Source organism: Geodermatophilus sp. SYSU D00742 (assembly GCF_054049935.1).
Genome location: NZ_JBJGYJ010000037.1, coordinates 35644 through 48494, shown reverse-complemented (window position 1 = coordinate 48494; position 12851 = coordinate 35644). Strand labels below are relative to the sequence as shown.

At 76.5% G+C, this 12851-nt stretch carries 10 protein-coding genes; 2 read left to right on the top strand and 8 right to left on the bottom strand.

What is annotated here, in order from left to right; translation table 11 throughout:
* Nucleotides 1-35: 35 nt before the first annotated feature.
* From ACI78V_RS19915 to ACI78V_RS19905, 3 genes are all read right to left on the bottom strand, one after another.
* Entirely contained in the window at nt 36-962 is a 927-nt protein-coding gene (locus ACI78V_RS19915) for a hypothetical protein (RefSeq protein ID WP_456853892.1), read from the bottom strand.
* A 120-nt stretch (nt 963-1082) separates the two neighbouring features.
* Nucleotides 1083-1322: a hypothetical protein gene (locus ACI78V_RS19910; protein ID WP_456853890.1), complete on the bottom strand. Its 240-nt coding sequence runs from the start codon at nt 1320-1322 to the stop codon at nt 1083-1085.
* 401 nt (nt 1323-1723) lie between these two features.
* Nucleotides 1724-3292 carry a flagellin N-terminal helical domain-containing protein gene (locus ACI78V_RS19905; RefSeq protein ID WP_456853888.1) on the bottom strand — a complete coding sequence of 523 codons (1569 nt, stop codon included), beginning with the start codon at nt 3290-3292 and terminating at the stop codon, nt 1724-1726.
* Nucleotides 3293-3486: 194 nt separating this feature from the next.
* Between ACI78V_RS19905 and ACI78V_RS19900 the strand changes: the two genes are divergently transcribed.
* Nucleotides 3487-4119 carry a LysE family translocator gene (locus tag ACI78V_RS19900; protein ID WP_456853886.1) on the top strand — a complete coding sequence of 211 codons (633 nt, stop codon included), beginning with the start codon at nt 3487-3489 and terminating at the stop codon, nt 4117-4119.
* 42 nt (nt 4120-4161) lie between these two features.
* On the opposite strand, the gene ACI78V_RS19895 is transcribed toward ACI78V_RS19900, so the two are convergent.
* The 5 genes from ACI78V_RS19895 to ACI78V_RS19875 form a co-directional block, all read right to left on the bottom strand.
* On the bottom strand, nt 4162-6615 hold the full coding sequence (locus tag ACI78V_RS19895) for a heavy metal translocating P-type ATPase (protein WP_456853884.1): 2454 nt from the start codon (nt 6613-6615) through the stop codon (nt 4162-4164).
* A gap of 143 nt (nt 6616-6758) precedes the next feature.
* On the bottom strand, nt 6759-7451 hold the full coding sequence (locus ACI78V_RS19890; RefSeq protein ID WP_456853882.1) for a DUF3159 domain-containing protein: 693 nt from the start codon (nt 7449-7451) through the stop codon (nt 6759-6761).
* Nucleotides 7452-7546: 95 nt separating this feature from the next.
* A complete protein-coding gene (locus tag ACI78V_RS19885; RefSeq protein ID WP_456853880.1) occupies nt 7547-8266 on the bottom strand; it encodes a DJ-1/PfpI family protein in 720 nt (239 codons plus the stop codon).
* Entirely contained in the window at nt 8263-8958 is a 696-nt protein-coding gene (locus ACI78V_RS19880; protein WP_456853878.1) for a DJ-1/PfpI family protein, read from the bottom strand. Before ACI78V_RS19880 ends, ACI78V_RS19885 begins: the two co-directional genes overlap by 4 nt.
* 97 nt (nt 8959-9055) lie before the next feature.
* Nucleotides 9056-9301 (bottom strand): cation transporter, encoded by a 246-nt coding sequence (locus ACI78V_RS19875; protein ID WP_456853876.1) that lies wholly within the window; start codon nt 9299-9301, stop codon nt 9056-9058.
* Between the two features lie 167 nt (nt 9302-9468).
* Here ACI78V_RS19875 and ACI78V_RS19870 point away from each other — a divergent pair, with 167 nt between their 5' ends.
* Complete coding sequence (locus ACI78V_RS19870) at nt 9469-12714, top strand: AfsR/SARP family transcriptional regulator (RefSeq protein ID WP_456853874.1); 3246 nt, start codon at nt 9469-9471, stop codon at nt 12712-12714.
* The last annotated feature ends 137 nt before the right edge of the window (nt 12715-12851 follow it).

Genomic DNA, 12851 nt, shown 5'->3' with positions numbered 1-12851 from the left:
GGCGGCTGCGCGCCGCCGGGAGCCGGCCCCGGCCGTCAGGAGGTCAGCGCCGACCGGTGGACGGCGGTCACCAGGTGGCAGCCGGTCGCCCCGAACGGCGTGACCCGGAAGCCCATCTCCGCGAGGACGCCGGCGATCGCGGCGTTCATCGTCCGCTGCACCGCCGCGTCGGTCTCGGCACCGTGGACCTGGTGCAGGCTCATCCGGTCGTGCTGGCGCCAGCTGACCAGCACTCCCCGGCGTCCGGGGTCGGGGGTCAGGCAGACCCCGCCGGCGGCGCCCCCGGCCGCGCCCCGCCCGCCGCAGTCGTGCAGCGGCAGGCCGGCCTCGACCACGGCCGCGGTCACCTCCACCAGGAGCGTGGTGAGGGCGTCGGTGTCCGACAGCAGGTCGTCCCAGTCCTCGGGCAGCCGGTCCAGCTGGTCGCTGAGCTGGGCGAGCCACGCCCGCTCCTGCGGCGACTGCCGCCGCACCACGGCACCGTCGGCGCGGGGAACGCCGTAGACGGCCCGGACGGAGTCCGGCAGCCCGGCCGACAGCGCGGCCCAGTCCGCCTCGATGCGGTCGGGGAAGGGGCCCGCCAGGATCTGTGCGCCCGGCTGGTCGCCGGACTCGTCGACCAGCCACCAGCCCGACGGCCGGTCGATGCCCTTCCCCGCGGGGTGGCTGGCCACGACCCGCTCGCGCCGCCGCTGACGGACCGGGGTGCCACCGTTGCGGGTGGCGGTGCCGGTCCGGCCCGGGGCGCCGCTGTCGCCGGCCCGGCCACCGGCCGGCCGCGCCGCGGCACGGTCGCCGACGGAGCCCTGCCCCGCGGCGCCGGCGACGGACGCCGGCTGGACCTGCCTCTGCACCCGGTTGCGCTCGAACTCGTAGCGGGCGGTCGACCTGGTGCCCAGCGCGATGACCAGCCCCGCCAGCACGACGAAGCCCACCACCGCCACTGCCGGCCAGAGGAACATCACTCCGCCTTCCTGTGCTGCGAGGGGACCGCCGGACGGGCGGTGCACCGGGTCGTGGTCACTCGGGGCTCCCGGGCGGCGCCGTCCGCCGTCCACGGGGGTGCTGCGGGGCTGCTGCGCTCACCAGGCACGCCAGGCCCCCTGCGGTCCGGCGCCCCAGTCGGCCGCGCGCCGCACCCAGTCCTGCACCTGGGCGCGCAGGGCGGCACGGCGCGCACCGGGCACACGAGGCACCTCGGGCCGTGTCCCGGCGGGCGGCTCGGGCACGAACATGTCCATCAGCAGGCCCAACTCGTCGTGAGCCGGGGGCTGCTCGGCCGTGTCGGGGGGATGGGGAACCAGTACAGCGGGCGCGCTCACGCAGGGTCTCCTCGGGACGTCCTGTCCGCGGCTGGGGAAGTGCCGGGGACACGCGCAGAAGTTATGGCCCGCGCGGCCCTGACCAGCCCTCTCGGCCGGACCCGGGGACGCCCCGTCACTGAATCGTTGCGGTGGCCCGCGGCGGCGGTCGGTGACCCGCCGTTACGCCCGGTGCCTTGTCGACTCGTTTCCTGTTCGGGAGCGTGCGGAGCAGGTCAGCGGCCCGTGGTCACTCCGGTGCGACCCGGTCCACCCGGCATGTCGCACCCGCCGGCGGCGGCCCGATCGCGGCGCACGGCAGCGTCGTGCGCGACGTCGACGGAGCGCACGACGGGTCGTGGACGACGGCCGGGCGGTGCGGGATCCGGCCGGCCCGAGTCCGCGGGCCGCCGGTGGCGGGATCAGCCCAGCAGGGTGAGGACGTTCCGCGGGGCCTGGTTGGCCTGGGCCAGCATCGCGACGCCGGACCCGGTGAGGATCTGGGCCCGGGTCAGCCGGGCCGCCTCCGCGCTCGTGTCGGTGTCGCGGATCCGCGAGAGCGACGCCGCGGTGTTCTCGATGGACACGCGCAGGTGGTCGACGACGTGCTCGAGCCGGTTCTGGAGGGCGCCCAGGGAGGCCCGCTGCGTGGACACCGCCGTGAGGGCGGCGTCGATCGCGTCGAGCGGAGGCGGGTCCTGGGTGTGGACGGGGGTGGCCGCGACCAGGTCGGCGGCGGTCGCGTCGTCCGCCGGCACGGGGCCGCGGAAGACGACGGCGATGCCGTGGTCCTCGTACGCGTCCTCGCCGAGGGTGGTCAGGCGGGTCTCCGCGAACGCGTCGCCCCGCGTGGTGATGCCGGCGGCCAGGGCCGCGGCGTTCAGCTGGGCCAGCGCCTCGTCGCCGTCGACGGTGCCGTCGCCGTCGGTGTCGGTGTAGGTGACCGCGCTGAGGTCGAGGGTCTCCCCGTTGGCCGAGATGCGGCCCCGCAGCGCCGGGATGTCGGCGGCGGTGGAGCCGGGGAACGCGATCAGGCCGGCCGTCGCGGGATCGGCGGTGCGGGCCGCGACGACCCGCACGTCCGGGGCGGGCCCGCCGCTGGAGGCCGGGTTGGCCTCCGCCAGGTCCGCGGCGGTGGCGTCCTCGGTGGGTACCGGGCCGCGGAAGACCAGGTCGTCGCCGTCGTCCACGAACGGGTCCGGCCGGTGGGTGATGCCGGCGGCCCGGGCGGCGGCGTTGAGCTGGTCGACCGCCTCGCGGTTGCTGACGACGCCGTCGCCGTCGGAGTCGGACAGCGCGTCGAGGTCGACGGTGCCGGCGCCCAGGGTCACCGTCCCGCTGAGCCGGCTGATGCCGTCGGGCCGGGTCGTGGCCCCGACGAACACGAGCAGGCCGGCCCGCGGCTCGTCGCCCCGGCCCCGGGCCGCGGAGGTCGTCACGGCCTGGTCGCCGAGGACGGTCACGTCGACGCCGGCGAGCCAGAGCCCGGCGGTGTCCAGGGCGGCGCCGATGGCGACGTCGATGGTGTCCCCGGCGTGCGCGCCCACCTGGAAGGTGCCGTGGTAGCTGCCGTCCAGCAGGGGGATCCCGTGGAGGGTCGTCCCGCCGGCGATGCGGGTCACCTCGGCCTTGAGCCGGCTGATCTCCGCCTGGAGGGCGGCGGTGACCTCGGGGTTCGCGGCGCCGGTGTTGGCGGCCCGGACGGCGAGGTCCCGCATGCGCTGCAGGAGCGCGGTGGTGGCGCTCAGCGCGCCGTCGGCGGTCTGCACGACGTCGACGGCGTCCTGCGCGTTGCGCAGGCCCACGACCGCGCCCCGGACCTGCGAGGTCAGGCCCACGGAGATCGCCAGCCCGGCGGCGTCGTCGGCCGCGCGGTTGATCCGGTGGCCCGAGGACAGCCGCTCGAGGGAGGTGCGCACCGCGGCGTAGCTCGTCGACAGGTGGCGGAAGGCGTTCACCGCCGCGGTGTTGGTGGCGATGCCGAGCCCCACACCGCCCCCTCAGCCGGACCGACCCGCCGCCCCACCGCCGGGGACGACGAGGGGTGTAACGGCTGGTGGGGAGCTGATCTCAACCCGAGAGCCGGAACACCTCAGCGTCGGGACGCCACGCGCTGCCCCGTCGGCGGTGGGCCCCTCGGACCGGGCTAGCCTCGGCGCGTGGCCTCCGCTCCCGGTGTGCGCCCGTGACCGCGTCGGGGGCCGTGGTCGGCTTCGGCCTCGTCGCGTTGCTGCTGACGATCACCCCCGGCCTCGACACCGCCCTCGTCCTGCGTGCCGCCGTCGTCCGGGGCCGGCGCGACGCGTTCGCGACGGCGCTGGGGGTGGTCTGCGGCGTGGTCGCCTGGGGCGCGGCCGCCGCCGTCGGGGTGTCCGCCCTGGTCACCGCCTCCACCGTCGCCTACGACACCCTCCGCCTCGTCGGTGCCGCGTACATGCTGTGGCTCGGGGGGCGGATGCTCTGGCGACTCCGCCGGGGTGCCCGGCTCCCGGACGGCGCCGGCCCGGCCGGGACGGTGGGTGCCTGGCGATCCGCCCGCGCGGGCCTGCTGACCAACCTGCTCAACCCGAAGGTGGGCGCCTTCTACGTCGCCGCGCTGCCGCAGTTCCTGCCGCCGGAGGCCTCGGCACTCGGCATGGGCCTGCTGCTGGCCTGCGTGCACGCGGCCCTGAGCGTCGCCTGGTTCACCCTCCTCATCCTGGGCGCCGGGGCCGTGCGGCGGTGGCTGCAGCGCCCGCGGGTCAGCCGCACCGTCGAGGGCGCCACCGGGATCGTCCTGATCGGCTTCGGTCTCCGGCTGGCCCTGCCCAGCCGCTAGCGCCGCACGACCACCCGGTGGCCGCGAGGTCGTCGCACCGGCTCAACGGGCCAGCGGCTCGGGCGAGGCGGTCGTCGTCGCCTGCGCCGCCGCCGTCTCGGGTGCGGCGGGCAGGTGCAGCCGCTTGAGCAGCAGCGCGTTGACCGCCACCAGGAACGACGAGCCCGACATCGACAGGGCGGCGATCTCCGGCCGCAGGACCAGGCCGAACGCCGGTTCGAACACGCCGGCCGCGATCGGCAGGGCGACGGCGTTGTAGCCGATGGCCCAGCTCAGGTTCTGCCGCATCTTGCGCAGGGTGCCCCGGCCGATGGTCAGAGCGGTGGGCACGTCGAGCGGGTCGGAGCGCATGAGGACGACGTCGGCGGTCTCGATGGCGACGTCGGTGCCGGCGCCGATGGCGATGCCGAGGTCTGCCTGTGCCAGCGCCGGAGCGTCGTTGACGCCGTCGCCGACCATCGCGACCCGCTTGCCCGACCGCTGCAGCTCGGTGACCTTCGCGGCCTTGTCGCCGGGCAGCACCTCGGCGATGACGGTGTCGATGCCGAGCCGGCCGGCGATGCGCCGGGCGGTGGCCTCGTTGTCCCCGCTGAGCATGACGACCTCGAGCCCGGCCTCGTGCAGCGCGGCCACGGCAGCGGCCGAGGTCTCCCGCGGGGCGTCGGCCAGCGCGATCACCCCGGCGGCGCGGCCGTCGACGGCGACGAGGACGGCCGTGCGGCCGGCGCCGGCCAGCTCGTCCCGGCGCGCGCCGAGCTCGCCGAGGTCGACCCCCTCGTCGGCCATCAGCTTCGCGTTGCCGACGAGCACCCGGCGTCCGGCGACCTGCGCGGATGCCCCGTGCCCGGGGACGTTGCGGAACCCGGTGGCGGCCAGCGCCGGCACGCCGAGGTCGCCGGCGTGCCGGGCGACGGCGGCGGCCAGTGGGTGCTCGGACTCCCGCTCCACGGCGGCGGCCAGTGCCAGGACGTCGCCGGACGCCATGCCGTCGACGACGACGTCGGTGACCTCCGGCTCGCCCTTCGTCAGGGTGCCGGTCTTGTCCATCACGACGGTGTCGATCCGGGCGGCGGTCTCCAGCGCGGTGGCGTTCTTGAACAGCACGCCGCGCCGGGCCCCCAGCCCGGTGCCGACCATGATCGCCGTCGGGGTGGCCAGGCCCAGGGCGTCGGGGCAGGTGATCACGACGACGGTGATCGCGAACAGCATGGCCGTGGCGAACGCGGCGCCGGCCAGCAGCCACACCGCCAGGGTGAGGCCGCCACCGAGCAGGGCGACGAGGACCAGCCAGGACGCGGCCCGGTCGGCCAGCCGCTGGCCGGGGGCCTTCGAGTTCTGCGCCTCCTGCACCATCGCGACGATCTGGGCGAGCGCGGTGTCGGCGCCGACCTTCGTCGCCCGTACCCGCAGCGTGCCGGTGGTGTTCACCGAGGCGCCGATCACCTCGTCCCCGACTGCCTTGTGCACCGGCAGGCTCTCCCCGGTCACCATCGACTCGTCGACCTCGGAGTCGCCGTCCTCGACCACTCCGTCGACGGGGATCCTCGCGCCCGGCCGGACCAGCAGCAGATCCCCGACGACCACCTCGGCCGTGGGCACCTCCACCGGCTGCCCGTCGCGGACGACGACCGCCCGCGGGGGCGCCAGTTCGAGGAGCGCACGGATGGCGTCGTTGGCGCCGCCGCGGGCGCGCATCTCGAACCAGTGCCCGAGCAGGACGAACGCGGTCAGCACGGTGGCGGCCTCGTAGAACACCTCGCCGCCCCCGGTCAGCGTGACGACCAGGCTGTACAGCCAGCCCGTCCCCACCGCGACGGCGACCAGCACCATCATGTCCAGCGTCCTCGCACGCAGCGCCCGCCACGCTCCGTCGAAGAAGACCCAGGCGCTGTAGAAGACCACCGGCAGGGAGAGGACCAGCGAGAAGACGTCGTCGCGCAGGCCGAGCGGCGCGGGCGCGGTGAACCCGAGCACCTCCCGGCCGATCGGCGACCACAGCAGGATCGGGATCGACAGCAGCGCCGCCACCAGGAACCGGTTGCGCATGTCGCGGACCATGGCGTCCATCGACATGCCGGCGTGGTGTCCGCCGTGGCCCATCGCCTCCTGCGGGGTCATCCCGGCGTGGCCGGCGTGGCCCCCACCGCGCCTGACGTGGTCGGCGTGCTCCTGCGGCGTCCCCCCGGCCTCCTCCGGCCGGTGGTCGTCGTGGTGCCCGGCCGGGCGGTGCGGCTCCGGCTCGGCCGCCGGGTCGCACACGTGCCGAGGGACGGACTGCCCGGCGCAGTGGTAGCCGCAGTCGCGGAGCCACGCGGCGAGGTCGGCCACCGAGGTGCGCGTGGGGTCGTAGGTGACCGTCGCGGTCTGTCCGACCGGGTTGGCCTCGACGCTCAGCACGCCGGGGCGTCGGCCGAGCACGCGCTCCACGGTGACCTTCTCCGACGCCCAGTGCACGCCGGCCACCTCGAGCACGGCGGTCGTCTGCTGCGTTGCCATGACCTCTCCTCTCCCGGCCTCCGCGGCCGGGTCGACGCATCGGTGGTGGTGGGGCAGTCGTGTCTGTGCAGGCCTCGGTGCGTGGCGGCGGTCGCGCGGCGGGCGCACACCGGCCGCGAGGTCCGCGTCCCGGGTGCGGCCGTTCACGCGGCTGCGGCCGGGGAGCGACGGGTGGCCCGGCGGACGGCGGCGAGGGTCAGCGCCACGGCGGCGAGGGTGAGCGGCCAGCCGAGCAGCAGCTTGCCGGCCGCGAGCAGGCCGGGGAGGTCCTCCCGGTACAGGAACGCCTGCACGCCGGCGCGGACGCCGAACACCGCCGACCAGCCGAAGGTGGCCCAGACGAACACCCGGCGGAGTCGTGCGTCGTCGCGCCAGTCACGTCGCTGGTAGAGCAGTCCGTAGACCGTGCCCGCCAGCGGGTGGCCGAGGAGCGCGGAGCCGGCGAAGACGAGCCCGTAGGAGGCGTCGACGAGGATGCCGGGCAGGAAGAAGCCGCGCGCCTCACCGGAGGTGGCGGCGAAGAGCACGGCGACGGCCAGGCCGGCCAGGCCGGCCATGGCCTGGCGCAGCGACTCCCTGCGGATCAGCCGCAGCGCGACGATGCCCAGACCCGTGACGGCGGCAGCGCCGATCGCCGCGGTCAGGGCCGTCGGCCGGGCGGTCTGCGTGCCGGCGACGCCGTTGACGGCGACGAAGACCAGCGGGGGCAGACCGCCGTCGACGAGGCCGCGGATGCCGCCGAGCGCCGGCGGGAGGCCGGTGGCGGGTGCGGCCGCCCGGAGGGCCGCCCCGGCGGGCGACGTCGTCGGGCGGGGGGCGGTGTCGGTGAGGGTCATCGGTGCCTTCTCTCCGGCGGAGGCGTGTGGGAGGACGTCTCCACACTGGGCGGGTGGCCTGTCGTGGCGCTGTCCACCCGCTTGCGCGGGCCGTGTCAGGTGCCGGCCCGGGTGAGCCGCCTGGGCCTCGCGGTGATCGCCGGCGCCAGCAGGCCGATGGCGCCGCGCACGGCGCGGGGCAGCGGCGGGATGTGCGCCCAGTCGATGCCGCCGAACGGCGGCTGCGGGTCGTAGTCCAGCGCCAGCTGCACCCGTCGGGCGGTGGCCTCGTCGGTGAGGTCGGCGACCAGGTGCAGCGCCCAGTCGATGCCCGCCGACACCCCGGCGGACATGGTGACGTCGCCGTCCTCGAGCCACCGCTGCCGGTGGTAGGTCGCGCCCAGCGGCTCGAGGACGCCGGCGAAGAACCAGTTGGTGGTGGCCTGGCGGCCCTCGAGCAGGCCGACGGCGCCGAGGACGAGCGAGCCGGTGCACACCGAACCCACGACGTCGGCGGAGGCGGCGGCGTTGCGCACGTAGGCCCGGACGCCCGCGTCACGCATCGCGCGGATGGTGCCGCTCCGGCCGCCGGGCACGACGAGCACGTCCGGGTGCGGGACCTCGGCGAAGGTCCGGTCGGCCACCAGGTGCAGCGGGAGGTCGGTGACCACCGGTTCGGTCCGCGCGCCGACGACCACGGTGCGGTACTGCGGGACGAACCGCTGCAGCTCGGTGAACACCTGCAGCGGGCCGACCAGGTCCAGGGCGGTCAGCCCGGGGTACAGCACGACGGCGATGGTCTTCTCGCCGGAGCCGTCGGCGGGCACGGCGCTCACCTGTCCTCTGCCCGGTCGTCGGTGGGGGCGGTGCGCCGGCGTGGGCTGCGCAGAAGCGCGGCCACCTCGGGATCGCCGCGGTCCGGGCCGAGGGGGCCGAACGGCGGCTCGGGGTCGTACTCCATGAACAACTGGGCCAGACCGGCCGCTGAGCGGCTCCTCAGCCGCGCCAGCAGGGCCAGCATCATGTCGATGCCGGCCCCGCCGCCGGCGGCAGTGAGGAAACGCCCGTCCTGCACCCAGCGCTCCGGCGCCCAGGTGACGCCGAAGCGCTCCAGCTCGTCGGCGTAGGCCCAGTGGGCCGCCGCGCGCCGCCCGGCGAGCAGGCCGGCGGCGGCGAGGACGAGCGCGCCGTTGCCGGTGGCGCCCACGATGTGCGCGTCGTCCGCCGCGGAGCGGACGTAGCCGAGCAGCGCCTCGTCGGCCATCGCCGCGACGGCGGCCGGGCCGCCGCCGGGGACGATCACCGCGTAGGGCGCGGGCACGTCGGTGAACGTCGCGGTCGGGACCACCTGGAGCGCGGTGTCGGTGGACAGCCGGTCGGTCCGCTCGCCGACGACGACGGTGCGGTATGCGGTGCCGGTCAGGTTGCGCAGCACGGTGAGCGGACCGACCAGGTCCAGCGGCGTCACGCCCGGGTACAGCGGGAACGCCAGCAGCTGCTTCTCCCGGTGCCGGGCCCGGGCGGTCACGACGTCCCCTCCTGCGTGACGGTGGGGCTGGACGTCGTCCCGCTGTGCACGTGGCAGGAGGCCGCGGGGCCGGTGGTGTCGGTGCAGGGAGACGTGTTCACGAGACGTCCTCCGGTTCGGGGAGTGCCGGGGAGGAGGTGCGGTCGGTGGCCGGGGCGATGGCGTAGCCGGCCGCGACGACGGCCGCGGTGACCGCGGCCGGATCGGCCGGGCCGACCACTCGCACGGTGCGGGTGACCAGGTCGGCCTGGAGGACCTGCACGCCGGGGACGTCGCTGATGCAGGCGCTGATCGCCCGGACGTGCTGCCGTGCGGTCATCGCCGGCACGTGGAGGGTGATCATGACGTCTCCCGGACTGGGTGGGTGGTCGCACCGTGCACGAGGGCGCTGTCCGAACGCTGTCCGCCTGCTGACGGCGGTCAGGCGGCCGACGGTTCGTTGTCCCGGCCCGGGTGCGGGGTCGACAATCGGCGCCTCGCCAGACGGACCCGTTCCGGGGAAGGCGCCGCATGGAGATCCGCGTCCTGGGACCGATCGAGGTGGTCGTCGACGGTCGGGTCCGCTCGGTGCCCGGCGCCGGTGAACGGGAGCTGCTGGCGCTGCTGGCCCTCTCGGCCGGGCGGGTCGTCGGCGTCCCGACCCTGGTCGAGGCCCTGTGGGGCGAGACACTGCCGGTCAGCCCGGGCAACGCACTCCAGGTGCGGGTGTCCAGGCTGCGCCGCGCACTGGCCGCCGCCGGTGCGCCCGACGCCCTGGTGGTCACCCGGCCGCCGGGCTACCTGCTCGACGTCGACCGGGACCGGGTCGACGCGCTGCGCTTCACCGACCGGGTCGCGGCTGCCCGCGCCACCGCCGACACCGACCCGGCCGCCGCCACGCACCGGTACCGGGAGGCCCTGGCGTTGTGGCGCGGTCCGGCGCTGGCCGAGTTCACCGATGCCGTCTGGGCCGGACCGGAGACCGTGCGGCTCACCGAGCTGCAGCTGGCCGCCCGGGAGGAGCTGGTCGACCAGGAGCTCGCCGCCGGCCACCACACCGACGTGCTGGGCGAGCTCGAGGCGCTCGTCGCCGCCCATCCGCTGCGCGAGCGGTTGCACGGCCGGCTGATGCTCGCGCTCTACCGTGCGGGCCGGCAGGCCGACGCTCTCGCCGCCTACCAGCGGGCCCGCGACGTCCTCGACGCCGAACTCGGCGTGCAGCCCGGCCCCGAACTGCGCGATCTCCAGGAGGCCGTCCTCCAGCAGCGTGCCGACCTCCGGGCACCGGTCCGGAGCAGCACCCCCGACCCGTCACCGCGACCGGCGGACCCGGCGGCCGCGCCGCCGAGCCGCCTGCTGCCACCGCGGTTGACCTCGTTCCTGGGCCGCGAGGCGGACCTCGACCGGGTGGACGAGCTGCTGCGGAGCGCCCGGCTGGTCACGGTCACCGGCCCCGGCGGGGTCGGCAAGACCAGCCTCGCGCTGGAGGCGGCCCGCGCCGCCGCAGCCGGCTTCCCCGACGGCGTGGTGTTCGTCCGGCTCGCCGGCGTCACGGATCCCGGGCTGGTCCCGCAGGCTGCGCTGGCCGCCCTCGACGTCCGCGACGTCGCGACGGCGACCGCCGAGGACCAGCTGCTCGGTCACCTCCGTGACCGCGCCGCGCTGCTGGTGCTGGACAACTGCGAGCACCTCGCCGACGCCTGTGCGCTGCTGGCCGAGCGGCTGCTGGAGTCCTGCCCCGGCGTGCGACTGCTGGCCACCAGCCGCGAGCCGCTGGCCGCACGCGGCGAGGTCCAGTACTCCATCGACCCGCTGCCGGTCCCGCCGGAGACAGCCGACCCGGCCGAGCTGACCGTCAGCGCCGCTGCCCGGCTCTTCGTCGACCGGGCACGCGGCTCCCTGCCCGACTTCGCCGTCCGCGACGAGGCCGACGCCGCGGCCGTCGCGGACATCTGCCGGCACCTCGACGGGATGCCGCTGGCCATCGAGCTCGCCGCCGTCCGCGTGGCGGCCCTACCGGTCGGCGAGCTCGCGTCCCGGATGGGCGACCGCTTCGCCCTGCTCACCACCGGCCCCCGCACCGCAGAGGCGCGGCAGCGGACCCTGCGGGCCACCGTCGACTGGAGCTACCAGCTGCTCACCGACGCCGAGCGGGTGCTGCTGCGGCGTCTGTCGGTGTTCCGCGGCAGCTGGACGCTGGAGGCGGTGCAGGCCGTCGCCGGCGGCCAGCCGCTGGGACCGGCGGCGCTGGTGGACCTGGTGGGCCGGCTGGTCGACCGGTCGCTGGTGGTGGTCGACCGCGCCGCGGCCGCTCGGGACGTCGGCCCGCGCTACCACCTGCTGGAGACCATCCGCGAGTACGCCGCTGAGCGCCTCGCCGACTCCGGCGAGGCCGACCGGGTGGCCCGGGCGCACGTCGACCACCTCACCGCGCTGGCCGAACGCGCCGAGGGCGAGCTCCGCGGCGACGGTCAGGCGCGGTGGTTGCCGCGGCTGGCGCTCGAGCGCGACGACATCGACGCCGCCCTCGCCTGGTGCACCGCGCACGTGACCGGGGAGCCGGACGCCGGGCTGCGGCTGGTCGCCCCGCTGGGTTGGTACTGGTACTTCGCCACCCGCCCGGACGGCGGCCCGCGGGTTGCCGCCATGCTGGACGCCGCTGCGGCCGGGGCTCCGGCCGCGCGGGCGCGGGCGCTGCAGGCGCTGTCCGTCGCCGCCCGGCCGGGCGCCTGCATCGTGCACCCCGATCCCGCGTGCGCCGCCGCCGCCGCGCAGAGCCGGGCGCTGTTCGCCCACCTCGGCGATGGGTTCGGCACCGCGCTGTCGGACACCCTCCTCGCCGTCGAGAACATCGGTGCCGACGACCCGGCCGAGGCCTTCACGCTGCTGGAAGGGGCCGACCGGCAGTTCACCCGGGCCGGTGACGCCTGGTGCGCGGCGCTGGCGGACTTCGTGCGGATGGAGCTGCACGCCGGCACAGGGGACCTGACCGCGGCCACCACCGTCGGGCACCGCGCCCTGCTGGCCTTCCGCGCCCTGGGCGACCAGTGGGGTGTGTCGGCCATCCAGTTCCACCTGGGGATGGCCCTGCACCGCGCGGGCCGGCTGGAGGAGGCCCTGGAGATGTACGAGGGGTCGCTGGCCAGCGTCCGCGACGTCGGCCCCGCGAACACCGTCCAGTACGCCCTCGCCGGTGCCGGCCACGTCACCCTGCTGCTCGGTGATCCCGATCGGGCCGCGCGCCTGTTCGCCGACTCCCACGCCGTCGCCCGCCAGCTCGGGGCCGCGGGGAATCCGCGCGCCGCGGTCGGTGAGGGCTGGCTCGCCCGCGAGCGCGGCGACCCGGCCGCCGCGCGGGAGCGGTTCAGCGCGGCACAGCAGCTGCTGTCCGGGCTGACCGAACCGGAGTGGACCGCCGCCGCCCTGGTCGGCCTCGGGCACGTCGCCGAGGACGACGACCTCGACAGCGCCGCGTTCTCCCACCGCCGGGCGTGGCAGACCGCGCCCGGGTACGCCCCGGCGCTGGAGGGCCTCGCCTGCGTGGCGGTCGCCCGCGGCGACGCCGCCGACGCGGCCCGCCTGCTGGGGGCGGCGGTCTCCTGGCGGCAGCGGCGGCATCGGCCGGCCTCCCGGCTCGAACGCGCGGACGCCGAGCGGAGCGCGCGCCGCGCCCGCGAACTCCTCGGTGACCAGCAGTTCGACGCGGAGTTCCGCGTCGGCATGGCCCACCCCGGCGCCCTCGCCCGTGAGCTGGAGACCGCCGTCGCCCAGGGCTGAGGTCGGCGCCGGGCAGGGGGATCGACGACCTCCGGTCCCCGGCGAGGAGCACGGTGTAGGTGCGGACGGCCGGGCGCCGCCATCGGCCACCGCGCCGGGCCGCTGACCACGCTCCGGCCACGACGGCACCGCGAGGC

What these genes read in the sequence shown, in the direction of transcription:
- ACI78V_RS19890 (WP_456853882.1), bottom strand. Translation starts at nt 7,451, where the DNA reads ATGACCCTCACCGACACCGCCCCCCGCCCGACGACGTCGCCCGCCGGG.
- ACI78V_RS19870 (WP_456853874.1), top strand. Translation starts at nt 9,469, where the DNA reads ATGGAGATCCGCGTCCTGGGACCGATCGAGGTGGTCGTCGACGGTCGG.
- ACI78V_RS19915 (WP_456853892.1), bottom strand. Translation starts at nt 962, where the DNA reads ATGTTCCTCTGGCCGGCAGTGGCGGTGGTGGGCTTCGTCGTGCTGGCG.
- ACI78V_RS19875 (WP_456853876.1), bottom strand. Translation starts at nt 9,301, where the DNA reads ATGATCACCCTCCACGTGCCGGCGATGACCGCACGGCAGCACGTCCGG.
- ACI78V_RS19895 (WP_456853884.1), bottom strand. Translation starts at nt 6,615, where the DNA reads ATGGCAACGCAGCAGACGACCGCCGTGCTCGAGGTGGCCGGCGTGCAC.